Origin of the sequence: Vibrio agarivorans, from assembly GCF_030409635.1 — a bacterium.
GTDB lineage: Bacteria > Pseudomonadota > Gammaproteobacteria > Enterobacterales > Vibrionaceae > Vibrio > Vibrio agarivorans.
The window spans coordinates 768,794-792,073 of the sequence record NZ_JAUFQF010000004.1 but is presented as its reverse complement, the minus strand read 5'-3'; the positions used below and the strand labels follow the sequence as shown (position 1 = coordinate 792,073).

The 23,280-nt window shown below is 44.6% G+C and carries 25 protein-coding genes and 1 pseudogene; 19 read left to right on the top strand and 7 right to left on the bottom strand.

The genetic code is table 11. The features are described from left to right. Nucleotides 1-6: 6 nt before the first annotated feature. On the top strand, nucleotides 7-468 hold the full coding sequence (locus QWZ05_RS12145) for an EVE domain-containing protein (protein ID WP_264878244.1): 462 nt from the start codon (nucleotides 7-9) through the stop codon (nucleotides 466-468). 67 nt (nucleotides 469-535) lie between these two features. Here the strand turns inward: QWZ05_RS12145 and QWZ05_RS12140 are convergent, their stop codons facing one another. Together QWZ05_RS12140 and QWZ05_RS12135 are read right to left on the bottom strand one after the other, a co-directional pair. Next, a complete protein-coding gene (locus tag QWZ05_RS12140; RefSeq protein WP_264878245.1) occupies nucleotides 536-1,357 on the bottom strand; it encodes a Cof-type HAD-IIB family hydrolase in 822 nt (273 codons plus the stop codon). 157 nt (nucleotides 1,358-1,514) lie between these two features. After that, nucleotides 1,515-2,501: an alpha/beta fold hydrolase gene (locus QWZ05_RS12135; RefSeq protein ID WP_264878246.1), complete on the bottom strand. Its 987-nt coding sequence runs from the start codon at nucleotides 2,499-2,501 to the stop codon at nucleotides 1,515-1,517. A 278-nt stretch (nucleotides 2,502-2,779) separates the two neighbouring features. On the opposite strand from QWZ05_RS12135, the pseudogene QWZ05_RS12130 reads away from it, so the two are divergent. The 6 genes and pseudogenes from QWZ05_RS12130 (at nucleotide 2,780) to QWZ05_RS12105 (ending at nucleotide 8,408) form a co-directional block, all read left to right on the top strand. Further along, nucleotides 2,780-3,984, top strand: a pseudogene (locus QWZ05_RS12130) (EAL and HDOD domain-containing protein). A 133-nt stretch (nucleotides 3,985-4,117) separates the two neighbouring features. Continuing rightward, nucleotides 4,118-4,456: a metalloregulator ArsR/SmtB family transcription factor gene (locus QWZ05_RS12125; RefSeq protein ID WP_264878248.1), complete on the top strand. Its 339-nt coding sequence runs from the start codon at nucleotides 4,118-4,120 to the stop codon at nucleotides 4,454-4,456. A gap of 25 nt (nucleotides 4,457-4,481) precedes the next feature. After that, nucleotides 4,482-5,483: an ArsJ-associated glyceraldehyde-3-phosphate dehydrogenase gene (locus QWZ05_RS12120; RefSeq protein ID WP_264878249.1), complete on the top strand. Its 1,002-nt coding sequence runs from the start codon at nucleotides 4,482-4,484 to the stop codon at nucleotides 5,481-5,483. Between the two features lie 23 nt (nucleotides 5,484-5,506). Further along, nucleotides 5,507-5,995 carry a cyclin-dependent kinase inhibitor 3 family protein gene (locus tag QWZ05_RS12115; protein WP_264878250.1) on the top strand — a complete coding sequence of 163 codons (489 nt, stop codon included), beginning with the start codon at nucleotides 5,507-5,509 and terminating at the stop codon, nucleotides 5,993-5,995. A gap of 67 nt (nucleotides 5,996-6,062) precedes the next feature. Further along, nucleotides 6,063-7,283: an organoarsenical effux MFS transporter ArsJ gene (gene arsJ, locus QWZ05_RS12110; protein ID WP_290298616.1), complete on the top strand. Its 1,221-nt coding sequence runs from the start codon at nucleotides 6,063-6,065 to the stop codon at nucleotides 7,281-7,283. 111 nt (nucleotides 7,284-7,394) lie between these two features. Beyond that, the gene (locus QWZ05_RS12105) at nucleotides 7,395-8,408 is read left to right on the top strand and encodes an acyltransferase (RefSeq protein ID WP_290298614.1); all 1,014 of its coding nucleotides are present in this window, start codon (nucleotides 7,395-7,397) and stop codon (nucleotides 8,406-8,408) included. On the opposite strand, the gene QWZ05_RS12100 is transcribed toward QWZ05_RS12105, so the two are convergent. Further along, nucleotides 8,405-8,743 (bottom strand): DUF2500 domain-containing protein, encoded by a 339-nt coding sequence (locus QWZ05_RS12100; RefSeq protein ID WP_290298613.1) that lies wholly within the window; start codon nucleotides 8,741-8,743, stop codon nucleotides 8,405-8,407. The two genes, QWZ05_RS12105 and QWZ05_RS12100, sit on opposite strands and share 4 nt — an antisense overlap. A gap of 225 nt (nucleotides 8,744-8,968) precedes the next feature. Here QWZ05_RS12100 and QWZ05_RS12095 point away from each other — a divergent pair, with 225 nt between their 5' ends. From QWZ05_RS12095 to QWZ05_RS12080, 4 genes are all read left to right on the top strand, one after another. Beyond that, the gene (locus QWZ05_RS12095; RefSeq protein WP_289962310.1) at nucleotides 8,969-9,334 is read left to right on the top strand and encodes a DUF4145 domain-containing protein; all 366 of its coding nucleotides are present in this window, start codon (nucleotides 8,969-8,971) and stop codon (nucleotides 9,332-9,334) included. An 832-nt stretch (nucleotides 9,335-10,166) separates the two neighbouring features. Further along, on the top strand, nucleotides 10,167-10,790 hold the full coding sequence (locus tag QWZ05_RS12090; RefSeq protein ID WP_290298611.1) for a lysoplasmalogenase family protein: 624 nt from the start codon (nucleotides 10,167-10,169) through the stop codon (nucleotides 10,788-10,790). A gap of 120 nt (nucleotides 10,791-10,910) precedes the next feature. Continuing rightward, nucleotides 10,911-11,150: a YecH family metal-binding protein gene (locus QWZ05_RS12085; RefSeq protein WP_264878256.1), complete on the top strand. Its 240-nt coding sequence runs from the start codon at nucleotides 10,911-10,913 to the stop codon at nucleotides 11,148-11,150. Nucleotides 11,151-11,169: 19 nt separating this feature from the next. Continuing rightward, nucleotides 11,170-11,754, top strand: a complete 585-nt coding sequence (locus QWZ05_RS12080) for a YhgN family NAAT transporter (RefSeq protein WP_264878257.1) — start codon at nucleotides 11,170-11,172, stop codon at nucleotides 11,752-11,754. Nucleotides 11,755-11,789: 35 nt separating this feature from the next. On the opposite strand, the gene QWZ05_RS12075 is transcribed toward QWZ05_RS12080, so the two are convergent. Together QWZ05_RS12075 and rsmD are read right to left on the bottom strand one after the other, a co-directional pair. Further along, nucleotides 11,790-12,077: a DUF1145 domain-containing protein gene (locus QWZ05_RS12075; protein ID WP_264878258.1), complete on the bottom strand. Its 288-nt coding sequence runs from the start codon at nucleotides 12,075-12,077 to the stop codon at nucleotides 11,790-11,792. 1 nt (nucleotide 12,078) lies between these two features. After that, the gene (gene rsmD / locus QWZ05_RS12070) at nucleotides 12,079-12,678 is read right to left on the bottom strand and encodes a 16S rRNA (guanine(966)-N(2))-methyltransferase RsmD (RefSeq protein WP_264878259.1); all 600 of its coding nucleotides are present in this window, start codon (nucleotides 12,676-12,678) and stop codon (nucleotides 12,079-12,081) included. 291 nt (nucleotides 12,679-12,969) lie between these two features. Here rsmD and ftsY point away from each other — a divergent pair, with 291 nt between their 5' ends. The 6 genes from ftsY (at nucleotide 12,970) to glpG (ending at nucleotide 18,535) form a co-directional block, all read left to right on the top strand. Continuing rightward, complete coding sequence (gene ftsY, locus QWZ05_RS12065; protein ID WP_290298608.1) at nucleotides 12,970-14,169, top strand: signal recognition particle-docking protein FtsY; 1,200 nt, start codon at nucleotides 12,970-12,972, stop codon at nucleotides 14,167-14,169. 35 nt (nucleotides 14,170-14,204) lie between these two features. After that, nucleotides 14,205-14,879, top strand: coding sequence for a cell division ATP-binding protein FtsE (gene ftsE, locus QWZ05_RS12060; RefSeq protein ID WP_290298606.1), 675 nt, complete (start codon nucleotides 14,205-14,207; stop codon nucleotides 14,877-14,879). Further along, nucleotides 14,869-15,849, top strand: coding sequence for a permease-like cell division protein FtsX (gene ftsX / locus QWZ05_RS12055; RefSeq protein WP_390216419.1), 981 nt, complete (start codon nucleotides 14,869-14,871; stop codon nucleotides 15,847-15,849). Before ftsE ends, ftsX begins: the two co-directional genes overlap by 11 nt. A gap of 150 nt (nucleotides 15,850-15,999) precedes the next feature. Continuing rightward, a complete protein-coding gene (rpoH, locus tag QWZ05_RS12050; protein ID WP_290298604.1) occupies nucleotides 16,000-16,857 on the top strand; it encodes an RNA polymerase sigma factor RpoH in 858 nt (285 codons plus the stop codon). 516 nt (nucleotides 16,858-17,373) lie between these two features. Next, the gene (gene glpE, locus QWZ05_RS12045) at nucleotides 17,374-17,697 is read left to right on the top strand and encodes a thiosulfate sulfurtransferase GlpE (RefSeq protein ID WP_264878263.1); all 324 of its coding nucleotides are present in this window, start codon (nucleotides 17,374-17,376) and stop codon (nucleotides 17,695-17,697) included. Nucleotide 17,698: 1 nt separating this feature from the next. After that, the gene (gene glpG, locus QWZ05_RS12040; RefSeq protein WP_264878264.1) at nucleotides 17,699-18,535 is read left to right on the top strand and encodes a rhomboid family intramembrane serine protease GlpG; all 837 of its coding nucleotides are present in this window, start codon (nucleotides 17,699-17,701) and stop codon (nucleotides 18,533-18,535) included. A 34-nt stretch (nucleotides 18,536-18,569) separates the two neighbouring features. On the opposite strand, the gene QWZ05_RS12035 is transcribed toward glpG, so the two are convergent. Further along, nucleotides 18,570-18,977, bottom strand: a complete 408-nt coding sequence (locus tag QWZ05_RS12035) for a flagellar basal body-associated protein FliL (protein WP_264878265.1) — start codon at nucleotides 18,975-18,977, stop codon at nucleotides 18,570-18,572. Nucleotides 18,978-19,139: 162 nt separating this feature from the next. On the opposite strand from QWZ05_RS12035, the gene QWZ05_RS12030 reads away from it, so the two are divergent. Together QWZ05_RS12030 and ubiA are read left to right on the top strand one after the other, a co-directional pair. After that, nucleotides 19,140-19,682 (top strand): chorismate lyase, encoded by a 543-nt coding sequence (locus QWZ05_RS12030; RefSeq protein ID WP_290298600.1) that lies wholly within the window; start codon nucleotides 19,140-19,142, stop codon nucleotides 19,680-19,682. Then, nucleotides 19,679-20,533: a 4-hydroxybenzoate octaprenyltransferase gene (ubiA, locus tag QWZ05_RS12025; protein ID WP_290298598.1), complete on the top strand. Its 855-nt coding sequence runs from the start codon at nucleotides 19,679-19,681 to the stop codon at nucleotides 20,531-20,533. Before QWZ05_RS12030 ends, ubiA begins: the two co-directional genes overlap by 4 nt. Nucleotides 20,534-20,618: 85 nt before the next feature. On the opposite strand, the gene plsB is transcribed toward ubiA, so the two are convergent. Then, nucleotides 20,619-23,048: a glycerol-3-phosphate 1-O-acyltransferase PlsB gene (gene plsB / locus QWZ05_RS12020; protein ID WP_290298596.1), complete on the bottom strand. Its 2,430-nt coding sequence runs from the start codon at nucleotides 23,046-23,048 to the stop codon at nucleotides 20,619-20,621. Nucleotides 23,049-23,280: the final 232 nt, after the last annotated feature.

Genomic DNA, 23,280 nt, shown 5'->3' with positions numbered 1-23,280 from the left:
CTGATTATGGCATATTGGCTGTTTAAAACCGAACCAGATGAGTTTTCAATTGATACCCTGAGAGTGAAAAAGTCCTCGTGTTGGGAAGGGGTTCGCAATTATCAGGCGAGGAATATGCTGCGTGATGAGGTGAAGCTTGGTGACTTGGTGTTGATTTACCACTCATCGTGCAAAAAGGTCGGTGTTGCGGGGATCGCTCGAGTCGTGCGTGAGTCCTACCCTGATCATTTTGCGTTTGATCCTGAGAGTGAATATTTTGACCCGAAATCAGAGCCAAGCAACCCACGTTGGATGATGGTCGACATAGAGTTTGTTCGGAAAACGGAACGTTTGATTCCTCTGTCGGTATTGAAAGCGATGCCGGAGTTAAGTGAAATGCCATTGGTGAAGCGAGGGAATCGCTTGTCAGTGATGCCCGTTTCACAGCAAGAGTGGCAAGCTATATTGAGCAAAGAAACACTCAAATAAAAAGGCAGCCACGTTAGGCTGCCTAGTGTGATGAGCAAGCGGTTACTAAAGACTTATAGGGGGAGTCTTAGGTCAGGAGCTGCTCTTTTAGATAACGTGCAACCGCATCATCAGCGTTGCTTCCAATGATTTCATTGTGCGGGAGTGCTTGCTTCACTTTGATGTGCGCATCAGCCATGACAAGTCCTTTGCCTGCCATCGTCAGCATCTCAGCGTCGTTCATACCATCACCAAAGGCGATGCAGTCTTGCAGTGATTTGCCAAGCGACTCAGCCACGACTTTGAGTGCCTCACCTTTTGACACATCCGCTGCCATTACTTCTAGGCACCATGGTGTCGAAAAGGCCACATTCAATTCATCTCCAAATAGTTGATTGAGCTTATCTTCTAGCGTAACGAGATACTCGTGGTCATTTTCTGTTTGTGTAAAGAATATCTTGGCAATACCTTCTGTGGGTGCGCTGTTAGTATCAAAAATTTGGTAGCTAAACCCTGACTCATCATGAAACTTAGCGAGTGTGGCATCGTGTTTATTGAGCATCCACTCTTCATTTCGGTAGAGGTGAATGAACAATGAATCGTCATCTTTCGCTAAATCAATTACCTTTTGCACAAGTGAGCTAGGCACATTATTGCTATACATCAGCTCATCGTTTTGATCGTGCACACGAGCACCGTTAGAGGTGATCATATAAGCGGGAATACCAACATTTTGACGAATACCCGCCACATCAATATGGTGGCGTCCAGTCGCAAAAATAAAAGTAAAACCTTGCTCGGACAGAGTTTTAAGTGTTTTTTTCGTGTAGTCACTGAGCTGGTGGTTAGGTGCCAACAGAGTGCCATCGAGATCGGATGCAACAATAGAATAAGGTGTCTTCGCGTTCATATTTCTCTCAATCAACGTGTAGCAAAATGAGCAAAGGCTCAAAAGGTGTGTCGAATGCGTAATAAGACACGCCGTAGAAACTGATCATTATTCTAGGTGAAAAAGAGGAAAAGAAAGAGGGTAAATATTAAGTAAGAGATTTCCCCCTTTTGAAAGGCTAGCTTGAGTGACTGTCAAAGAACTGCAAGATCGTATTGAGAGTCTCTAGGCGATGCGTGTCTTGTTCAAACAGCAGCTCATGTTGCGCACCATAAACAATCTTTAGTGCGCAGTCTTTTCTCGTGCACGCCAACTTGCGCATAAAACGAATCTGAGCTGAGTTCGAGACAATCTTGTCTTCACTAGCTTGCAGGAGAAGCAGTGGCGAATTAATGTCGACAGTATCAGCAAAGATATCTTGTATCGCAGTTAGGCTTTGCCAGACCCAATGGGTGCTTGGTCCGCCAAGTTTGAGCTTAGGTTGCGCCTCATACAGATCTCGAAACCAGTGGTATCGAGTGGTACTTTGTGAGAGCGGGTTATCAGCAAAGGGTTTAGCGTAGTAGGCTTTATGGCCGGGGGCATACTGTGGTTCGTTGGATAGTCGAGTCATCAAGTAGCTGAGCGGCTTGGCAATAGGAGCGAGATAGTTAGGCATCGCAATACCCATCATGGGAGCCGTTAATGCCGCTGCGTTGAACTGATCGGGTTGATACTCTTGCAAGTAGCGTGTAGTGATCGCTCCCCCCATCGAATGCGCCAGCAGATAGCGGGCTTGATAATCGCCGAGGTTAAAGTGCTTAACAAGATTGTGTAGATCGAGGATATAGTCATCGAAGCTGTCGACATAGCCAATATCGAGATTCTCAACCAGCCTGTCAGATAGCCCTTGACCACGATGATCGAATGAGTAAACGTCATAGCCATTCTGAAACAAGTCGTAGAACAGTTCTTGATACTTGAGGTAAGACTCTACTCGGCCATTCACCAAGACAACAGCTTTGGTGTGTTGTGGGTCGGTCAGTTTGCACCAGGCTAGGCGCTTTCCATCTTCAGTCAGGAACTCTCCCTCTTGACGTTGCTGCCATACATCTAAGATCTCGTGAGTAATAGCGTAGTCAAAGTTTGGTTCAATAGAAAACGTGTAAGGAGAGTGCGAAAGCATAAAGGTCCTTGATAAGACTAAATAATAAAAATAGTACGATAGTTTAAGTATATTGTTTTTATTGTGCCTTAAGTTAAGTGAAATTTTAATTTCACCAATACTATTTTTGTTATCAATTAATTATTTTTTACATATTTTTCATATGTATATTGCACGAAACAGTGAAACAGTCGTAGTTTTGCATCAAACTACTTTCCATTATTAAAGTCATTTGTTACTTTGCTTTACCTATTTAGACGTTGGTTCTCTTTTGCAGGATAGAATGGATTTTATCAGCCATGCCAAGCACTTATATCGCACGACAACCTATTTTTAATGCCAAGCGTCATACCTTAGGGTATGAGCTGTTGTTTCGTGATGGAGAGAACAACGCTTTTCCTGCCCATATTGAATCCAATCGAGCCACTTATCGCTTAATTGCAGAAAACTTTCTCTCCTTTGGTACCAACCCATCGATTAGCCAATCGCGTTGTTTTATTAACTTTCCCTATGAATCCTTAATTCGACAATTACCTTTGACTCTGCCAAAAGACAAAATAGTTGTCGAAGTATTAGAGACCTGCCCTCCGACAGATGAGCTGTTGTTAGCACTCAAGGCACTGCATCAAGCTGGGTATTTGATCGCTCTGGATGATTTTGTTTATACACCAGAGTGGTCTCGGTTTTTACCGTTTGTCAGAATTATTAAAGTCGATCTAGTCCAAATGGGATTGGAAGGGGCTTGTCAGATGGTTAAAGAGATGAAAGAGCAGGGGACTAGAAAACTATTTTTGGCAGAAAAAGTGGAATCAATTGAAGAGTTTCATCAAGCCAAAGAGGCCGGTTTTAGCTTTTTCCAAGGTTATTTTTTTAGCAAGCCAGAAGTGCTGAATATCTCATTGCGATGCAGTTATTCCAAGAGATCTGTCAGCACGAGGTGGATTTTGCCAAGCTAGAGTCGATAGTGACCCAAGATGTCACGCTGTCGTTTAAGTTACTCAAGTTTGTTAATACGATGTCTGATCGCGTATCAGTGCAAATATCTTCTTTCTGTCAAGCGCTGGTTTATTTGGGCCAAGAGCGTTTAAAGATGTTCTTGTCGCTGGCACTTGCTTCCTATGTGAGTGGTAAAAAGCCACGAGAGCTTTATATCCTTTCACTTCAGCGAGCACAGTTTTGTCAGCAAATGTCTCGTATTAACCCTTTCACGCAGCACCGTGAGAGAGCGTTTATGATTGGTCTGTTTTCGATGCTAGATTCTCTACTTGATGTCTCAATAGAAACGATCGTTGATGATCTCCCTGTTGATGAGTCGATCAAGGATGCTTTGATTTCTCGCACAGGGCCTTATGGGTTGTTGTTACAAGCCGAAGAGAGCTTTGAGCGAGGTGAATGGTCGGTTGTTAAGCAAGTCTGTCAGCAGCTTGATCTCGACTACGACTTACTTGTTGATGAGTGTATGCAGGCTCAAGTATGGAGCCACGAGGTATCACAAATCTCATAGCGCCTTACCTCCACGCTTTCGCTTTTCCCCAGCGATTCTCTAGATGAAACTTTTGTGACGTGATCTTTTATGAACTTGCCACAAGCAATAGGATGTGTTTATATATGCCTATCCGCATATGTGAATTTAAATTATGTTACCACATCAGTTTTTCAAATTACTCTCAGATGAGACGCGCGTGCGCAGTCTCCTGTTAATCGCCCGTGAAGGCGGAATTTGTGTTGGTGAATTAACTGAAGCGATTCAAGAGAGCCAGCCAAAAGTCTCACGACACCTTGCTCAACTCCGGGCGCAAGGCTTGGTTCGTGATGAGCGTCGTGGGCAATGGGTTTATTACCACTTGGCAAATGATTTGCCGGGGTGGGCTAAAAAAGTAATTGATGATATCGCGGCTTCTAACTGTTTGAAGACGCAGTATCAAGATGATTTACAACGATTGCAGCGCATGAATCGTGCTGCTTGCTGTGATTAATTGAACTCTAAAGAGAGAATGAGTTATGACAATTAAAGTCGGAATTAATGGTTTTGGTCGTATCGGTCGTCTAGCACTGCGTGCAGCATTTGACTGGGAAGAGCTAGAGTTTGTTCTAATTAATGATGTGGCAGGTGATACTGCGACGCTAGCACACCTGCTTGAGTTCGATTCAGTTCAAGGTCGTTGGCACCATGAAGTGGCCGCTGAAGGTGATGAGATGATCATCAATGGCCAACGCATCAAAACAACGCAAGAGCGTGATATCGATGCTATCGATTGGTCTGGTTGTGATGTTGTGATTGAAGCGACAGGTGTTCATCGTAAAACTCAGTTCTTGAATAAGTATCTAGAGCAAGGCGTGAAGCGTGTTGTGGTTTCTGCTCCAGTGAAAGAAGACGGTATCGCTAATATTGTTGTTGGTGTGAACGACGAGATCTTTGACCCTGCAATCCACAAAATTGTTACCGCTGCATCTTGTACAACAAACTGTATTGCACCAGTTGTAAAAGTTATCCACGAAAAATTGGGTATTGAGCAGTCTTCATTTACGACTATTCACGATCTAACCAATACTCAAACGATTCTTGATGCACCGCATAAAGATCTGCGTCGTGCACGTGCATGTGGTATGAGCTTGATTCCGACCACAACGGGTTCTGCGAAAGCGATTGTAGAAATCTTCCCAGAGCTTGAAGGTAAGATTAATGGCCACGCTGTACGTGTTCCTTTAGCGAACGCATCTCTAACAGACATCATCTTTGATGTAAGCCGTGATACTACTGCGGAAGAAGTGAATGCACTGCTGAAAGAAGCCTCTGAAGGTGAACTGAAAGGCATTCTAGGTTTTGAAGCTCGTCCGCTAGTATCTATCGATTACAAAGGTGATCAGCGCTCTACCATTGTAGACGCACTATCAACAATGGTTGTTGGCGGCCGCATGGTTAAAATCTACGCTTGGTACGACAACGAAATGGGTTACGCAACACGTACAGCTGAGCTAGTACGTAAAGTTGGTCTAGCATAACGCTTGGTATTAGGAGAAGAACAATGACACATCCAACATGGCAACTTGATTTAGAAACGGGTGCACTCGTACTGACACCTTGCCCAGGCACAAAAGACTCAGACCTAGATGCATCACTTGCTCAACTGAAAGAGCAGGGTGTTGAAGCTATTGTGACCGCTCTTGATGATGGTGAACTTGCAAGCAAAGATGTTTCGGCTCTTGGTGAGAAAGCGCAAGCACTTGGTATGCAGTGGTTCCAAATTGAGATTGAAGATGACTGCGCGCCAGGTGCAGAATTCGCAGCTAAATGGCAGGCAGCAAGCCCTGCTTTGCACTCTATTGTTGATAATGGTGGCAAAGTAGCGATGCACTGCATGGGTGGTTCGGGTCGTACTGGCCTATTCGCGGCTCACCTGCTTCTAGAGAAGAACTGGCCTCTAGATAAAATCATTTCTGAAGTTCAAGCGCTTCGCCCAGGTGCATTTACTAAGCCTGTACAAGTTGACTACATTCAATCAGTAGCTAACTAAAATCCTAGTATGAGCTTTTGGGTTACCATGATCCAAAAGCTCTCTTATCCCTATTCGGTCGTTGATTATGATTGCTCAACTCGATAAAAGTATTCGTCAATACATCCTCGTAACCTTTAACTATTGGAATTTTACACTCACAGATGGTGCATTACGCATGCTGGTGGTGCTGTACTTCCATGACTTGGGTTACAGCTCTTTAGCAATAGCCTCTCTTTTCCTTTTTTATGAGTTTTTTGGTGTCGTTACCAACCTGATTGGTGGCTGGCTAGGTGCTAGACTTGGCCTAAATAAAACCATGAATATTGGTTTAGGTATGCAAATCTTTGCCTTGGCTATGTTGGCCGTACCAAGTGCTTGGTTAACAATTCCTTGGGTTATGGCAGCTCAAGCCTTATCGGGAATCGCCAAAGACCTTAATAAGATGAGTGCCAAGAGTTCTATTAAGACATTAGTACCCGATGAGCAGCAAGGCTCTCTATATAAGTGGGTTGCGATTCTTACGGGTTCTAAAAATGCACTAAAAGGCGCTGGCTTTTTCTTAGGTGGCGCCCTATTGATGGCTTTCGGCTTCCAAGTCGCAGTTACAATGATGGCAGCGGTACTGACTCTAGTGCTGATCTGCAGCCTGATTTTCTTAGAAAGTGATTTAGGCAAAGCAAAGTCAAAACCTAAGTTCAGCCAAATCTTTTCAAAGTCTGAATCGATCAATATCCTTTCTGCTGCTCGCATGTTCCTGTTCGGTGCAAGAGACGTTTGGTTTGTGGTGGCCTTGCCTATTTATCTAGGCAGTGTTTTTGGCTGGGATCACCTATGGGTTGGTGGCTTCTTAGCGCTTTGGGTCATTGCGTATGGGTTTGTACAAGGTATTGCCCCACGAATTACTGGTAAATCCGACGGTAAAGTACCCAATGGCGGCGCTGCGCTATTTTGGGCGATTTTGCTAGCTGTGGTGACAGGCTTGATTGCTCTGGGTGTTCAATATGAATGGAACCCTCAGTTTGTAATTGTGTTTGGTCTGTTATTGTTTGGCGCTATTTTTGCCGTCAACTCATCATTGCACTCGTATTTGATTGTGAGTTACGCAAAAGGAGATGGTGTGTCATTGGATGTTGGCTTTTATTACATGGCTAATGCAATGGGGCGCTTAATCGGAACGGTATTGTCTGGCTGGGTATTCCAAATCGCTGGCCTTGCCGCCTGTCTTTGGGTCTCGTTTGCATTTTTGATACTTACTGCACTGATTTCAATCAAACTCCCTAAGGTTCGCCCGGTTGCTACCGCATAGAGGGTAAGGCTAACCTGTCTTAGACATAAAGCTGACCAAAGCATAGCTTGGTCAGCTTTTTTATTGCTATAGTCAATGACATATGAACAATTCTAAGGCAAAGGGATATCCATGAGAGAACGGGTTCTATGTTTCGATTTAATGCGCTGTGTTGCGGCAGTTGCTGTGATTGCAATACACGTATTAGCACCTTATCGACATGAGCTTCATACCATACCATTTGATCAGTGGCTGACGGCGATCACTGTCAACGGCATTAGCCGCTGGGCTGTACCGGTCTTTATGTTGATTTCAGGGGCATTAATGCTCAGTGATACTCGGCCTTTCGATGGTAAATATTACGTTAAACGCCGCCTAGGAAAGGTGCTTATCCCCTTTATCTTGTGGTCGTTATTCTATGCCTACTTTTCGGGTTGGAGTGCTCAAGGTTTTGACAGCCAAGTAGCAACCGAGGTACTTGGCGAAAGTCTACATCATGCAACCTACTATCATTTGGGTTTCTTTTATTACTTTATTCCGCTCTATTTCGTCATTCCATTTTTTCAATGGGCGTTGAGGCACTATGGTGAATCAGTGCTTTATGCCTATGTGTCGATTTGGCTCGTGACAAGCTTACTGTTTTTACTGCGTATTGATGGTCTCTGGAGTAATGAGTTGTGGTTGTTCAGTGGCTATTTACCTTTGGGTTATCTATTGTTCAAAAAGGTCCCACTACAAAAATCAGCGGTGGCACTCTCTACGCTGCTCGGCATCATCGCTTGGGTATTGACTGTGACTATGGTGGTACAGTTGAGCTTAATTAATGGCGAATACTCTGTTGGCCGTTGGTTCTCATACAAAACGCTTAATGTCATATTGGCCGCATCGATGATCTTTATGTTATGTCGTTACTTTGGCGAGGGGTTATCGGCAGGCAGGCAAAAAGTTGTTAGTCTGATCAGTCAGTACAGTTTAGGCATTTACATACTGCACCCGATATTTTTATGGCCAATGAAAGAGTTTGGTTGGTATCAGGGACATCCTGCTTGGGTTATCCCTGTTTGGATTTTGATTAGTGGTGCTGGTGCGCTCGGTTTAAGTTGGTGTTTCGCGCAATCTAAGTGGACACGATGGATGTTGCCTTAGCGCTGCAAGGCAAAATGAACAAACTGGTCGCCACGATAGGTTAAGGCCCCCTTATCGCCGGGGGTCAAAGCCTGGTAATAATGCATGGCGACTTGAAACTCTCGCTTAGGCCCAAAATGGCCTTTTTGTACATAGATCCAATACTCTTGGGTATCTTGACCCACTTGCTGATGCGCCGCAATCTCGACATCAATACTCTGTTTATCCAATATTGTCACATTGACAGTCTGCTCTGGGGCATTGAGACCTCGGTTGTGTTTGGCATAGATGTGCCAACACAACCCGCCAGCCAATATAGCTAGTAGACCCACTGTAGCAAAAAGAGGCGAAAGCATCGGTAATCTCCATATGTGTGCTCAATTAATCTTACTCTTCACTACTTTGAAAAGCAGAGCCTAGCATACATTTCGTGACGCATATCTTATTGAAACATGTAAAGATGTAGCGTGTTCCATGCCCAGTTCCTTGGTATAGCACACAGATATGAACAAAAAGACTCGAATTATCCCAATAGCTGATAAAGAATTAGGGTAAAGGACATGAGAGGTAGGGAGGTCACTATGTCTGATATTGAAAAAGTGGTTGTCCGTACTCGACGATTAGAGAAATTACTAAGAGTACAATATCACGCAGAGGGGCGAGGTCTGCACCAGCTGATCACTAGCTGTGAAGAGCGCCTCCCCCATGATGTTGTCGGCCGCTTACGTTTTGTGGCAACAATAAGGAATAAAGTCGTTCATGAAGAAGACTTTGTTTTTGATGAAGTCGATGACTTCTTCAGTGCCTGCGATGTGTGTGAAGAAGAGTTAACACCACGCAGTAATCGTTTTATCTGGCGAGCTGCTATGTGGCTAATGGTATTGATTACTATGATGGCGATGGTGGTGTACTACATTCACTGGGATACGCTAGAGCGATTTTTATAGCACTAAATACAATGAGATAGATAGAAAAAATGGGACGCTTAGCGTCCCCTTTTTTTATTGTGATGAGATTAGTACATCATTGGCAGCGTCATCAGACCGAATACCACTGCAATCATTACCAACCCTTGCTTTTGAGATGAAGTCATCTTAACACTGCTCCTAAATTCTTGTGATGAACAGATAATAGTATTTTTTTGACTTAAGTGCAAATTAGATCTTCAAATCCATAAAAAAACAACTTTATCGAGACAATAGAGGTTGTTTGTTAGGGTTTTGACATGGTTATTTTAGGTTTGTGTAATGTTAAATTACTGGGGTATTGAGTGTAACTTTATGAATATTATGGTTTTATGAGTCTGTTTTCTTCTGCTTTATTTTTGTTCTTATACATTTGGCTGCTAATGTTACTATCAGTTTATTAATGCCATAAATCATCATTGATAGGAGGAAATAAGCCTCCATATTGTAAAGGAGCCATAATCGGAGCCTGTTTCATCTGCCTTCTTTTTCTTTAGTGATAGATAGTAGCTGGAGGTATCATGCCAAAGGAGGGCAAACGTTTGCTTTCAAGTTTATGTTTTTATGTTTATGAAAATTATAGATATTTATATTCTATTTCTACTGTAGTTAACCGTGTTTTTCAATGTTTTCTCATGCGGTGAACACAAGTGTCGTGTATTTATGGTGTGGGTTTTTAAAAATAAACGCTAAAGCTTTAAAAATGTGAGTGTTTTGTCTTTAGCCCACAGAGATCCAAGTTTTGAGGTTGTTGGCTAGACTTCAAGGGTAGAGGTCATACACTGGCGTTCTTAGGTTATTCTAGGTGGTTATTATGTGGTTTTGGTCTACGGTTGCTTTGTCGGGATTTTTGGGCAGTGAAGCCGCTTTGGGACGCAAGCCAGTTCAAGCGGCACTGTTTAAAGCTTTGGCATTTGCCTGTTTGTTGTTTGCAGCAGTGACGGTAGAGTCGTTACCCAGTTTGCTGCTTTTTGCCATTTCTGCGGGTTTAATCTTTGGTGCTGTTGCCGATATTGCTTTTTTTGTCCGACGTCGCTTAAAGCTGAGCTATCTCGCGTTCATCGTATCTCAACTTTTCTATAGCAGTGCTTTTTGGTTTCAAGTTGAAGGCCCTATTCTGCTGTGGTTGCCAGCCTTATTATTTGCGATCGCTATTGTTTCGTTTTTATTGTTGCTACCACGCATTGATAGCACCTTGTTTCCCACTGCGATAACGGGCTTTGTAGCGGTGCAACTTGCCTGTGCTGCGGGTGAGGTATGGCGGGTTTCGCCTAATTGTGCCGATCTACTGGGGTTCTTAGGCTGCTTGTTAATGCCCATTACCGTCACACTGCTCTCGTTGCGCAGCCAAAAGGCATCGATTTGGCAAGATCATCGTTTAGTGTCGTCACTATTCCTAATGGCCAACGCGCTTATTGTCGCTTCTGTCTTAAACTAGTTTAAGGGCTGTTGACCGCCTATCTATGTCGTCTGCTTCTGAGTTTGGAGGAATTGCATGTGGGAGTGTAGGTTCATGCCAGCCTTTCAGGTAATATGTGCGGCAAATTAGGAGGACCTCATGTCTCAAGAAATTCACGCTCACAAAATCCTAAACTTGCTTCGCGAACAACCGATGTCTCGTGAAGCGCTTCAACAAACGATCGCTCAAGAGTTCGGTCAAGACGCTGTTTTTCGTACTTGTAAGTTGAATGGCTTTTCTCTCGATGAGTTGCTTGCGTTTTTCTTTGCTCGCGACAAAGTCATTGAGGTTGAAGGTCGACTACAAATTAATGAAGTAAACGTGTGTAGCCACCACTAATTATTGAGGACTCTGCCTGATGGATATATTGGCGGCAGCGACGATGCTGTTTCTGATCATGGACCCTCTGGGTAACCTACCGATCGTTCTTTCTATTCTCAAGCACATCGACAAAAAGCGACAACGCATGGTGTTGGTGCGCGAGCTATTATTCGCGCTCGCAATTTTGATGCTATTCCTGTTTGCAGGTCGAAGCATCATGAACTTTCTTCAAGTTCAGCCAGAGACGTTGAGTATATCGGGCGGTATTATTCTGTTCATAATCGCGATTAAGATGATTTTCCCGAGTGCAGGTAGTATTACTGGCCTAGCGGCAGGCGAAGAGCCTTTTATCGTGCCTCTGGCGATACCGATGATTGCAGGGCCATCTGTTATTGCAGCACTTCTACTACTGTCGAGTCAGCACCCAGATAAACTCACCGAGTTATCTATTGCGGTACTGTTAGCTTGGGGAGCGACCTTCTTCATTCTGATGTTCTATGGCTTGTTCCATAAACTGCTCGGAGAGCGCGGCTTGAAGGCGATTGAACGATTGATGGGCTTGTTGTTGGTTATGATCTCAACGCAGATGTTCTTAGATGGTGTGAAGGGTTACCTAGGCTAAAACGCCGAAGTTCGCCCTACACACTAGAGCGCCGACTATGATGAGGTATCACTCATCTGGTCGGCGTATTTGTATTTGATACCCAGCAATCCGAATACACCAAAGACAAGTAGCGATAGTTTGTCGCCTAGGGTTAAGGGCACGCGCTTGCGCAGCGCTGTTATAAAGATTGCCGCCTGCATCGTATGCATCAATATCATGAACCCAAGAATAACAAACAGTACGATAGTGACTTCGTGTGGGTATGAAGTAAAAAAGTTACTAAACAAGACACCCCAAACCGCAAGAAATAGTCCCTTTGCTAACAGAATGAGCCACGTCATTTTAGTTTACCTCTCTCTCATATAGGCGAAATGCCACTTGGCCAGCCTGCTTTTCTCTGTGCAGTGACCACGTTGTTGGTACGCTAGATACATCGAGCTCTCTCTCTGTTTCGAGATAGATCATTGCGTTATCGCTCAACCAGCCATTTTGCTCGAGTAGCTGAATACACTCATCGACTAAGCCTTGATGAAACGGTGGGTCGATAAAGACAACGTCATACGCTGACCCCGGCTGCTTCAGGTAAGCCAGTGCATCGGTTTGTACCGCGTCAATATTACTCGCTTTTAGCGTCGCAACATTGCTTTTTAACTGCTGGAAAGCCTTATTGTTGAGCTCTAGCATTGTCACTTTTTCTGCTTGGCGAGAAGCGGCTTCAAAACCAAGCCCTCCAGAGCCAGCAAAGACATCGAGACAACGAGACTTTGGCACATCCTGCGCGAGCCAGTTAAATACGGTCTCTTTTACGCGATCGGTTGTTGGTCTGAGACCCTCGGCGTCGTGTACGGGCAGTTTTCTTCCTCGCCATAACCCGCTAATAATGCGAATCGAGCCAAGAGAAGCTTGTTTTTGTGATGAATTTTGCTGGCGTCGTCTTACCATAGATTTTTTGACCGCTAATTAAGTGATACTATATTCAGTCGCTCAAGCTTTGTTCATATTGAGCTGTACTTAAGATTTGTACACTAAAGTGTACCTGTAAATAGTTTTTAGTGATACGACCCTCCACGATTTCAAACGGTCTTCATAAAGTCTTTGATAACGTAAAGTGGGGTGGGTTGAATCAATTACCCAGTTTGATTGATCAAGCATGCAGAAAAGCAAACCTCGCTATCGAGTTATTTCTCGCATGGTCGATAAAGTTTAAGATTTAAATCTAGGATATTCCTTAAAATGGCAGAGAAGAAAAAGCGCGGATTACTTTCTTGGTTAGGCTTTGGTGACGAAGAGCAAGCGAAACCAGAGACGCCTGTAGAAGAGACTGCAGCAGAGAGCAGTGAGCCAACAGAAGAGAATGTTGCACAAGATACGACTCCAACTGACACTGAAGAAGCAGAAGCAGAAGCAGAAGCAGAAGCAGAAGCAGAAGCAGAAGCAGAAGCAGAAGCAGTCGAGGAGCCTGAAGTTGCAGCTCCTGAAGTGATTCAAGAAGAAGTACAGCAGAAGCCGACGGAAAGCTTCTTTGCTCGCCTAAAACGCAGTTTAGCGCGCACCAAAGCTAATATCGGTGCTGGCTTCTTTGGTCTTTTCAAAGGCAAAGAGATAGATGATGACCTATTTGAAGAGCTTGAAGAGCAACTTCTGATTGCAGATGTTGGTATGGATACGACATTAAAGATCATCGATAACCTTACCGAAAAAGCCTCTCGTCAAGACTTAAAAGATGGTGAAGCCTTGTATGGTCTGCTTAAAGAAGAGATGGCTGAAATTCTCTCTACAGTAGAAAAACCACTAGAGATAGATACGACGAAAACGCCTTACGTTATCTTAATGGTAGGTGTAAACGGTGTTGGTAAAACTACGACGATTGGCAAGCTCGCTAAGCAGTTCCAAGCGCAAGGCAAGAAGGTGATGCTTGCCGCGGGTGATACCTTCCGAGCTGCGGCGGTTGAGCAGTTGCAAGTATGGGGGCAGCGTAATGATGTTCCGGTCATTGCTCAGCATACGGGTGCCGATAGTGCTTCTGTGATCTACGATGCGATTGAAGCGGCAAAAGCACGAGGTGTTGATGTTGTTATCGCTGATACCGCGGGTCGTTTGCAGAATAAGAGCAACTTGATGGAAGAGCTGCGCAAAATTGTCCGTGTCATGCAAAAAATTGATGGCAGTGCTCCGCATGAAATCATGTTGACTCTAGACGCTGCGACAGGCCAAAACGCCATCAGCCAAGCTAAACTATTTTCCGAAGTAGCACCACTAACCGGTATTACATTAACTAAGCTTGATGGAACGGCGAAAGGTGGCGTGATCTTCGCACTTGCTGATCAATTCCAAATTCCTATCCGTTACATTGGTGTCGGTGAAGGAATTGACGATTTACGTCCATTTGAAACTCAAGAGTTTATAGACGCTTTATTTAGCCGCGACGAGTAACGGCAGTTTTGCCAACAAGGATCGAGGGATAGTCGGTGATTAAATTCCAGCAAGTAAGCAAAGCTTATCGTGGTGGGCGTCAAGCGCTTCAAAAGGTAGATTTCCACCTTCATAAAGGTGAAATGGCGTTTTTAGGCGGGCATTCAGGTGCAGGTAAAAGTACGCTTTTGAAGCTGATCTGTGCCATTGAGCGCCCTTCTGATGGCAAGGTGTGGTTTAACGGCCACGATATTTCTCAAATACCGGCGCGCGATATTCCGTTCTTGCGTCGAAATATCGGTATTGTCTTCCAAGAGCATCGTTTGTTGATGGATCGCAGTGTCTTTGACAATGTTGCCTTGCCGATGCGTATCGAGTCGTATTCAGAAGAAGAGATTAAACGTCGTGTTTCTGCTGCACTCGATAAGATAGGTCTACTTGATAAAGTGCGTTGTTTACCAAGCCAATTATCGGGTGGTGAGCAGCAGCGTGTTGGTATTGCTCGAGCCGTGGTGAATCGACCGACCTTGCTGCTTGCGGATGAGCCGACGGGTAACTTAGATCCCGAGCTTTCTAGTCGAGTATTAAAGTTGTTTGAAGAGTTTAACCGAGCTGGGGTGACGATATTAATAGCTACTCACGACATTAGTTTAGTGAACTCACGACCTCAATATCGTCACCTTGAACTAAACCAAGGCTTCTTGAGTGAGGTACATGACCATGGCTCTTAATATGCGCAAGAAAAGTGCCGTCAATAGCCGCTCAAAGCGACCAAAGGCAGCACGGCCAAAGACGGATGGCTTTTTCAAAGCTCACTTCAAGCAAGCTAAAAGCTCATTGGGTGCGCTTTGGCATCGACCTCTTGGCAATATCCTTACTCTTGCAGTGATCTCGATGGCTTTGGCACTGCCTGCTTGCTTATATCTTATGGGTAAGAACATCGCCTATGTGACGAATCAAGTCGCGACCACATCGCAAGTGAGTGTCTTTCTCACAGAGCAGCTACCAGAAGCGCGAGCGATGGTAATGAAAGATGAAATAGAAAGTTGGCCGCTGGTGGACAACGTTGAATATATTTCATCACAACAGGGGTTGGCCGACTTGAGCGGACATACGGGCTTTGATAATGCCATTGAGTTACTTGATGGCTATGCTCTGCCAGGTGTGTTTGTTATCAATCCTAGTATTGATAACAGTGCTACGGTGAATAGCATTGTGAACCAATTGGGTTCGATAGACGGTATTTCTGATATTCGTATCGATGAAGACTGGTTGAGTCGTGTGAGTGCGATCCGAACCTTGATGAATGGTGTCATTACCGTGTTATCAGTGCTTATGCTGAGCTCGGTGTTTCTGATTGTCGGTAATACATTACGCTTTAATGTGCTAGCAAACAAAGAAGAGATCCAAACAATGAAATTGATCGGCGCAACGGATCAATTTATTTTGCGTCCTTATCTGTATTCTGGTATGTGGTTTGGTTTGTTAGGGTCGATCACTGCATGGATCTTCACGGCACTACTTACGGTTATCTTCAATAGTGCGGTTGAAAATCTGGCCACGCTTTATGATAGCCAATTCAGATTGTTAGGCTTGAACTGGGATGAATCACTACTGCTGTTGATGCTCGGAACCTTTATCGGCTGTCTTGCAGCTAAATTATCGGCCCAGCGTCACCTTAATGAAATTGAACCTGTGTAAGCTTATGTGGTCTCAGTAACGGATAAAGCAACACCGCTTGAAATAGGCGATAGTTTGTGCATAATGATCTATCGCTTTCAAAGAGTGCATGTTTTAAACACCTTTAATGAAGGCGAGATCTTCATAGTTAACATAGTAATGAGGAATTGAATGACCAAATCAGCATATCCAATGGCGGTCGTAACGCAAGATAGCCTAGACAGCTACATCCAATCAGTAAACAGCTACCCAATGCTGACTGCTGATGAGGAGCGTGAATTCGCTGAGCGATTGCACTACAAAGGTGAGATCGACGCGGCGAAAGGCCTGATCCTGTCGCACCTTCGATTCGTCGTTCACGTAGCACGAGGATACTCTGGCTACGGTCTTCCAATGGCTGACTTAGTGCAAGAAGGTAACATCGGTTTGATGAAAGCGGTTAAGCGCTTCAACCCAGAAGTTGGGGTTCGACTAGTGTCTTTCGCTGTGCACTGGATCAAAGCCGAAATCCATGAATATGTGCTTCGTAACTGGCGTATTGTAAAGATCGCAACAACCAAAGCTCAACGCAAACTGTTCTTCAACCTACGCAAATCGAAAAAGCGTTTAGGTTGGTTCAATAATGGTGAAGTAGAGACTGTCGCGAGAGAGTTAGGTGTTGAGCCTTCTGAAGTACGCGAAATGGAATCACGTCTTGCTGCGCAAGATGCTGCCTTTGAGCTAACAGTGGATGACGACGACTCATCATCAGTGTCGACGGCTCCAGTACTTTATCTAGAAGATAAGTCTTCCGATCTTGCAGAAAATGTAGAAGCGGAGAACTGGGAGTCTCATACGAACAACCGCTTAATGCTAGCGCTTTCAAGCCTTGATGAGCGTAGCCAACATATTGTTCGCTCTCGTTGGTTGGATGACCAGAAATCGACGTTGCAAGACTTAGCAGATAACTACGGTGTTTCTGCAGAGCGTATTCGTCAACTAGAAAAGAACGCGATGAAGAAGTTGAAGCTGGCGGTGGGTGAATTCTAAGCCAAGCTTTCAATATCTCTCGCTTGTTAAGCGCCAAGGTTTTTGCCTTGGCGTTTTTGTTTTTATAGCCAGCCTATCCCTTCTTATTATCGAACTTCTCTTTTTTATAGAGCACTTTGTACTGTCAGCTAATCCACAAATACACGGGATAAGTAATTACAGTGATCACAGTATGTTATTCACACGATCGTTGTGTGAAGTGAATTAACAACCATCCCCTGTGTATAACTTTGTGGGTTAATTATTTGATCATTGTAAAGAACTCGGTCATATCTGGCTTGAACACATATTTTGGGTTTGTGAATAACGAATGACTTAAACACAGTATGATCATGATCATCACTACATATTGTGGATCATTTTCTACAGAAACACTTTATCAACGCAATCCACAGATTTATCCACAAACGCTCAAATTTTCAACGCTGGTGGATAAGATAGATCGACTAAACTCTGTGCTTGCCTTGGGATAGTGTTAAACTGTGGTCACGATTTATTAGAGTAGAAAGCCTTAACATGGACCAGTTTTCCCACATTGACGTCACTTCCGCATTAGCCTTGATGAAGCAAGAAGAGGCGCACTTAGTGGATATTCGTGACCCTCAATCTTTTGCCGTTGCTCATGCTGTTGATGCTTACCATTTAACAAACGATACGATAGTGTCTTTTATGAATGACGTAGACTTTGAAACACCTATATTAGTGATGTGTTATCACGGAGTGAGTAGCCAAGGTGCAGCACAGTACTTAGTGAATCAAGGTTTTGAACAGGTTTATAGTGTTGATGGTGGCTTTGAAGCTTGGCAGCGTGCAGCTTTACCCGTAGAAAGAATGAGCTAATATGATTCGTTTGATTACACTACCCAACCCACGATTGGCACAGGCATTTATTGATTACATGGCAACCAAGCAGGTTGACGTAGCAATGATGCCAGAGGGCGAGGGTGTTTTTGCTTTATGGCTGAAAGACGACTCGCAACAAATGTGGGTTGAAGAAGAGCTTCATCAGTTTATGGCTGACCCACATCATCGGCGATATCAAGCCGCGTCATGGGAAGTTGCAGAAACACGCAAGTCACAGTTTCGTTATTCGACCCCGAGCATGCTTTCTATGCTTAAAGCCAAAGCCGGACCATTCACACTACTGGTGATGCTGGTGTGCGGTATTGTCTTTATTCTTCAGCAGGTAGGGTGGGGACAGGCGATCTTTTCACTATTCCATTTTCCAGCGTTTGAACAGCAACAATGGCAACTGTGGCGTTGGTTCACTCATGCTTTGCTTCATTTTTCGGTCATGCATGTCGCCTTCAATGCCTTATGGTGGTGGCAGTTAGGCGGTGATGTTGAACTGAAGTTAGGCTGGAAGCCGCTACTGAAACTCTTTCTGATCAGTGCTGCACTGTCTGGCGCTGCGCAATATTGGGTGCAAGGTGCCAACTTTGGTGGATTGTCAGGTGTGGTTTATGCGTTAGTGGGATATGTTTGGCTACTATCGAATAAAGCGCCTCATTTAGGTCTTCATATGCCACGAACCATATTCGCCTTTATGTTGGTCTGGTTGGCTCTGGGTTATGTTCAGCCCTTCCTAGCAATCGCGAATGCCGCGCACTTAGCAGGTTTATTATCAGGCTTTGCTGTGGCGTTTGTAGATTTGAATCGATACAAGAAAGGAGCCTAACGGCTCCTTTACTTTATCAGTGATAGCTTGCTTGTTATTGGTACAAGTATTTCGTAAACAATAAATCTGCAACCACCTTTCTGCCAGTCTCTGGCAATAGCGTATCGTTAATTTGATCGACCAAAGACTTACGCAGCTCTTCGCGTCCCGCCAGTGATTTAATAGTGTCTTCTGATTGGCGACCGAGCATTTCAATGACCGCATCACGAATCAAGGGTTGGTGCAATTCAATGATTGGCAAGTCTGATTGGTTTGCCACCATGACGTCGATTCTTACTTGTATATAGCCCAGTTTTCTTCCAGAAGTGTGAAAATTAGTGGTGAGGTCGGGGCTCAGGGTAAAGTAAGCCAGCTGGGGTTTTGTTTCTTGTTCAGCAAATGTCGGCATAGCCAAAACCGCACACAAGCCAATCAGGATTTGGGTCACGTAACGTTTATACATATTTATCTCTGTTATTTCTTATCGGTCTGGTGACCTTGCAAGGTTAAGCTTGTTACAATGCGTTGTCTATCAGCCGCATACGAGCAGCTAGTTGCAGATTCATTCTGCCATAATAAACGAAGTTTTATTGTACGATGTTCGTAGCCTTTGTTAAATATAAGTATGGAACTATCAGTAACAGAATATCTGCAAGCGCTGCGAGAGATGCATTGGCAATCTCCCAAAGTGTTTGTTTTTAAAAACTCTTTAACGCGTGACTGGCTGACTGAACAAGGTTCGTTGTCTTTGTTGTTAGAGAAATATTGTAATGATCTGACGGTAGAGTTACTGCAAAGTGACATGAAGAGCCCTACAGATCTTGCACTCAGTGAGAGCGAACACTTACCAAATGAAGACTATCTATTACGAAAAGTGATTCTTAAAGGCGATCAACAGCCTTGGGTATTAGGGCGAACCTTAATACCGCAATCTTCAATGATCGGAGAGACTCATAATCTGGCGGATCAGGGTGAAATTCCGTTAGGCTTTACCGTGTTCAAGAGCACCAAGGTACGTCGAGATTCACTACAAGTGGGTGAAACGGTCGTTTCTGGAAAGTTACTTCTAGCAAGACGCTCAAGATTGTGGGTAGACGAAAGACCGATATTAGTCGCAGAGCTCTTTTTACCTAACGCTCCGATTTATGCGCAAGGAAATCAAGCATGATGCAGGCAAAACTACAGGGATATTGGCAGCTGATGCGAATGGATCGCCCGATCGGTTCGCTATTGTTGTTGTGGCCGACATTGTGGGCATTACTTCTAGCCGCTAATGGCATTCCTGACCTTAAAGTGTTGGTCGTATTTACTGTGGGTGTATTGGTGATGCGTTCCGCAGGATGTGTTATTAACGACTTTGCTGACCGAAAAGTTGATGGCCATGTTAAGCGCACTCAAGCAAGACCGCTCCCCTCGGGCAAGGTCTCTGCCGCAGAAGCGATAGGGTTATTTATTGTCTTGGCGCTGATAGCGCTAGCCCTAGTGATGACAATGAACACGCTGACAGTTCAGCTCTCGTTTGTTGGTATCGCACTCGCCTTTATTTACCCATTTATGAAGCGCTTTACCCACTTACCTCAACTGTTTCTTGGTTTGGCGTTTAGCTGGTCTATTCCGATGGCATGGGCAGCTCAAGCAGAGACTGTCCCTATGATGGTGTGGTTGGTCTTTATCATTAACGCACTGTGGACGATTGCTTATGACACTCAGTATGCGATGGTGGACAGAGACGACGATCTGAAAATTGGCATAAAATCCACCGCCATCTTGTTTGGTAGACGCGACAAGATGATGATTGGTGCTCTGCAGTTCGCCACTTTGTTACTTTTGATGCTGCTGGGTTACTTAAATCAACTGACGAGTGTGTATAACTGGTGTTTGTTGGTAGTCGGGGCGCTGTTTGTTTATCAGCAGTGGTTGATTCGTCAGCGCGAGCGAGAAGCGTGTTTTCAGGCGTTCCTTAATAACAACTATGTTGGAATGGCTATTACCGCAGGCATATTGGCTGCTGTCATGTAGTCACGGCGAATATGCATCTTCAAAATGAAAAACAGCCTCCACACTTGGAGGCTGTTTTGTTTCTGCTTAGCGACTCATTGATTGATTACTCTTCATCAGCGCGAGCAATACTCTCTTCAATGGTCAATTTCACTTCAGGGTGAACAAGCCCATTGAGTCTTGTCATGAGTTGTTCTGTCTTTTCAATATCACAGTCACCCTCAACGCTGAGGTATTGCTCTTGCTTGAGCGTGCTGAATAACGATGAGAATACACCTTTATCGAAAAACTCCGGTGCGTTGACGCCGTTGAGGCGGCCCAATCGCTGTGCAATATCCTGGCTGCGTTTTTCAAGATCAGACTTGCCTAGCTCTGGGTCGTTGAACAGCAGGTTCATTGCAATAGCATAGCGCTGCAAGGTTTCTGAGATTGTGCTGCCCAAAAGCAGTAGAACTTGAGTATTCGCTTGATGGATGCTGACAACATCCTCACGAATGGTAATTACCGATTGACGACTTAACTCTTCTAAGTATTGATTCACAAGCTCAGGGATCGCTTGTTCTTCAGCACCTAAAAACAGCTCTTGTTTCAAGAACGGATAAATAGCCAGCACGGTTTCTACTATCTGTTGCTTAGTCAGTGCTTGGTGACGAATAAGCATTTGTGCAATCAATGAAGGTAACGCGAACAAATGGATTATGTTGTTGCGGTAGTAAGTCATCAGAATAGATTGCTGACGGTCAAACGAGACAATCGTACCCATCGAGTCTTCTTCAATCACAAACTTCTCTAAAGACTCAGCGTGAGTCACGAGCTCTTCTGCGCTGTCTTTTGGAACCGTAAATGTTGATGAGTAACCCACATTGCGCAGCAGCTGTAAGTAACAATCAATTTGACGCACTAGGTTGTCGCGAGACAGCGCGCGCTGGCGAGAGGCAAGTAGCGCAGTCGCACATAGCGTGAGTGCATTGGTTGCAGCGGCATCATTGATGTTTGTCATCATCTTATTCGCCAACTGATTGATCACAGGGTTCATCCATTGTGGCTTTGAACCACCCATAGGATCGATGTCTTGGCGCCACTCAGGGGCATTTTCATTTAAGAAGCCATTGAGTGGTATCGGCTCGCCGAAGTTGACATAGCCTTTACCGAAATTACGCAGCTTACGAATGGTCTTAAGCACGAGGCCCGCATTCTCTTTTTCTTTGCGCTTTCCACGAAGTTCTTTCGCGTATGTTCCGACTTCCATGACATGCTCATAACCGATATACACCGGGACAAGAGTGACAGGGCGATTAAGACCACGCAACATTGCCTGTACTGTCATTGCCAACATACCCGTTTTTGCTTGCAGCAAGCGACCAGTACGCGAGCGACCACCTTCACTGAAATACTCAACAGAGTAACCTTTGGCAAATAGCTCTGAGAGGTATTCACGGAAGATGGTGGAGTACAACTTATTGCCTTTGAAGCTGCGGCGTATGAAGAACGCACCGCCACGGCGGAAAATTTGTCCAGCAGGGAAGAAGTTTAGGTTAATGCCTGCTGCGATATGCGGCGGTACCATACCTTCTTTGTAGAGAACGTAAGAGAGTAGTAGGTAGTCCATATGGCTGCGGTGGCAAGGCACATACACAATCTCATGACCATCTTGAGCAAGCTTGCGCACAGTTGATGCATTGTTGATGTTGATCCCTTGATAGAGACGGTTCCACAACCAGCCTAATACTTTTTCCCCGTTCTTGATCAGGCCATAAGAAAAGTCGGCTGCAATTTCATCAATAATGCTTTCTGCTTCTTTCTGCGCCTTTTCTTTGGTGATGCCTTTCGAGGTCATCTCTTCTTCAATCGCTTTTTGAATCGTTGGCGATTGTATCAAGCGATCAACGAGAACTTGTCGGCTTGGTAACTTTGGACCTGAAGCGGCGAGCTTCTGACGAGAAAAGTGGATGCGTGCCACACGTGAAAGCTTTTGAGCAATCACAGGCTCAGTGCCGTGCTTGTCTGCCATGTAGCGCAGAGATACCACTGGGCTCATGCGCACCATACAGTCTCGACCAGAGAAAAGAACGGCGAGTGACTTTTGTGGGCCGTTGAGCGCTTCAAGGTGTGGCTTAACTTTATCCTCTTTTCCAGGCTTGCGTCCCCACATAACAGAGACAGGGATCAGCTGAACATCTAACTCCTGATCTTGACCATGTAAAGCAAGGAGTTGCGAGAATAGCGCTTTAGACTCTGCCGGTGCGTCATAGTCATTGGTCATGACAGTTGGACGCGTTGACGTAAAGACGTAACGTGAGAACTGTTGGCCGTTGATTTCTACTGGCTCAAATGGATCAGGGAGTCCCCAGTGCAAAGCCTGAGAACGTAGTGTAATTAGGTCGACATCCGAGCGGAATGGCAGTGCGTAAACAATCGGTTTAGAGAGATCGATCTCTAAATCTTCGATTGGATTAGATGGAATGGTAGTTCCTTTGACCAAAACCGAAAGTGGCAGCTTTAAAGCTGCTTGGAACATGGATTGTCCTGAAGACATATCGTGCTATCGCCTCAATTGATTGTAATCGACGTACTTCTATCGAGCGTTTGGCTCTCAGTCGCTAAACCAGTGTGAATGCCTGAGTATCAAAGGCAAAAAACACCTAAGAATGGTTTGGGCTTACTGCCAGTAAGTATGGACAAATTTTTGAAATACGTTAGCCGAATTCGTGGCCAGCAAGAATATCAGAAACTGGTCTAACCTTTGAATGGTAAATCAACCACATTGA

Excerpts from the sequence above, each read along its gene's own strand:
- QWZ05_RS12145 (WP_264878244.1), top strand. The coding sequence starts at position 7 with ATGGCATATTGGCTGTTTAAAACCGAACCAGATGAGTTTTCAATTGAT.
- QWZ05_RS12140 (WP_264878245.1), bottom strand. The coding sequence starts at position 1,357 with ATGAACGCGAAGACACCTTATTCTATTGTTGCATCCGATCTCGATGGC.
- QWZ05_RS12135 (WP_264878246.1), bottom strand. The coding sequence starts at position 2,501 with ATGCTTTCGCACTCTCCTTACACGTTTTCTATTGAACCAAACTTTGAC.
- QWZ05_RS12125 (WP_264878248.1), top strand. The coding sequence starts at position 4,118 with ATGTTACCACATCAGTTTTTCAAATTACTCTCAGATGAGACGCGCGTG.
- QWZ05_RS12120 (WP_264878249.1), top strand. The coding sequence starts at position 4,482 with ATGACAATTAAAGTCGGAATTAATGGTTTTGGTCGTATCGGTCGTCTA.
- QWZ05_RS12115 (WP_264878250.1), top strand. The coding sequence starts at position 5,507 with ATGACACATCCAACATGGCAACTTGATTTAGAAACGGGTGCACTCGTA.
- arsJ (WP_290298616.1), top strand. The coding sequence starts at position 6,063 with ATGATTGCTCAACTCGATAAAAGTATTCGTCAATACATCCTCGTAACC.
- QWZ05_RS12105 (WP_290298614.1), top strand. The coding sequence starts at position 7,395 with ATGAGAGAACGGGTTCTATGTTTCGATTTAATGCGCTGTGTTGCGGCA.
- QWZ05_RS12100 (WP_290298613.1), bottom strand. The coding sequence starts at position 8,743 with ATGCTTTCGCCTCTTTTTGCTACAGTGGGTCTACTAGCTATATTGGCT.
- QWZ05_RS12095 (WP_289962310.1), top strand. The coding sequence starts at position 8,969 with ATGTCTGATATTGAAAAAGTGGTTGTCCGTACTCGACGATTAGAGAAA.
- QWZ05_RS12090 (WP_290298611.1), top strand. The coding sequence starts at position 10,167 with ATGTGGTTTTGGTCTACGGTTGCTTTGTCGGGATTTTTGGGCAGTGAA.
- QWZ05_RS12085 (WP_264878256.1), top strand. The coding sequence starts at position 10,911 with ATGTCTCAAGAAATTCACGCTCACAAAATCCTAAACTTGCTTCGCGAA.
- QWZ05_RS12080 (WP_264878257.1), top strand. The coding sequence starts at position 11,170 with ATGGATATATTGGCGGCAGCGACGATGCTGTTTCTGATCATGGACCCT.
- QWZ05_RS12075 (WP_264878258.1), bottom strand. The coding sequence starts at position 12,077 with ATGACGTGGCTCATTCTGTTAGCAAAGGGACTATTTCTTGCGGTTTGG.
- rsmD (WP_264878259.1), bottom strand. The coding sequence starts at position 12,678 with ATGGTAAGACGACGCCAGCAAAATTCATCACAAAAACAAGCTTCTCTT.
- ftsY (WP_290298608.1), top strand. The coding sequence starts at position 12,970 with ATGGCAGAGAAGAAAAAGCGCGGATTACTTTCTTGGTTAGGCTTTGGT.
- ftsX (WP_390216419.1), top strand. The coding sequence starts at position 14,869 with ATGGCTCTTAATATGCGCAAGAAAAGTGCCGTCAATAGCCGCTCAAAG.
- rpoH (WP_290298604.1), top strand. The coding sequence starts at position 16,000 with ATGACCAAATCAGCATATCCAATGGCGGTCGTAACGCAAGATAGCCTA.
- glpE (WP_264878263.1), top strand. The coding sequence starts at position 17,374 with ATGGACCAGTTTTCCCACATTGACGTCACTTCCGCATTAGCCTTGATG.
- glpG (WP_264878264.1), top strand. The coding sequence starts at position 17,699 with ATGATTCGTTTGATTACACTACCCAACCCACGATTGGCACAGGCATTT.
- QWZ05_RS12035 (WP_264878265.1), bottom strand. The coding sequence starts at position 18,977 with ATGTATAAACGTTACGTGACCCAAATCCTGATTGGCTTGTGTGCGGTT.
- QWZ05_RS12030 (WP_290298600.1), top strand. The coding sequence starts at position 19,140 with ATGGAACTATCAGTAACAGAATATCTGCAAGCGCTGCGAGAGATGCAT.
- ubiA (WP_290298598.1), top strand. The coding sequence starts at position 19,679 with ATGATGCAGGCAAAACTACAGGGATATTGGCAGCTGATGCGAATGGAT.
- plsB (WP_290298596.1), bottom strand. The coding sequence starts at position 23,048 with ATGTCTTCAGGACAATCCATGTTCCAAGCAGCTTTAAAGCTGCCACTT.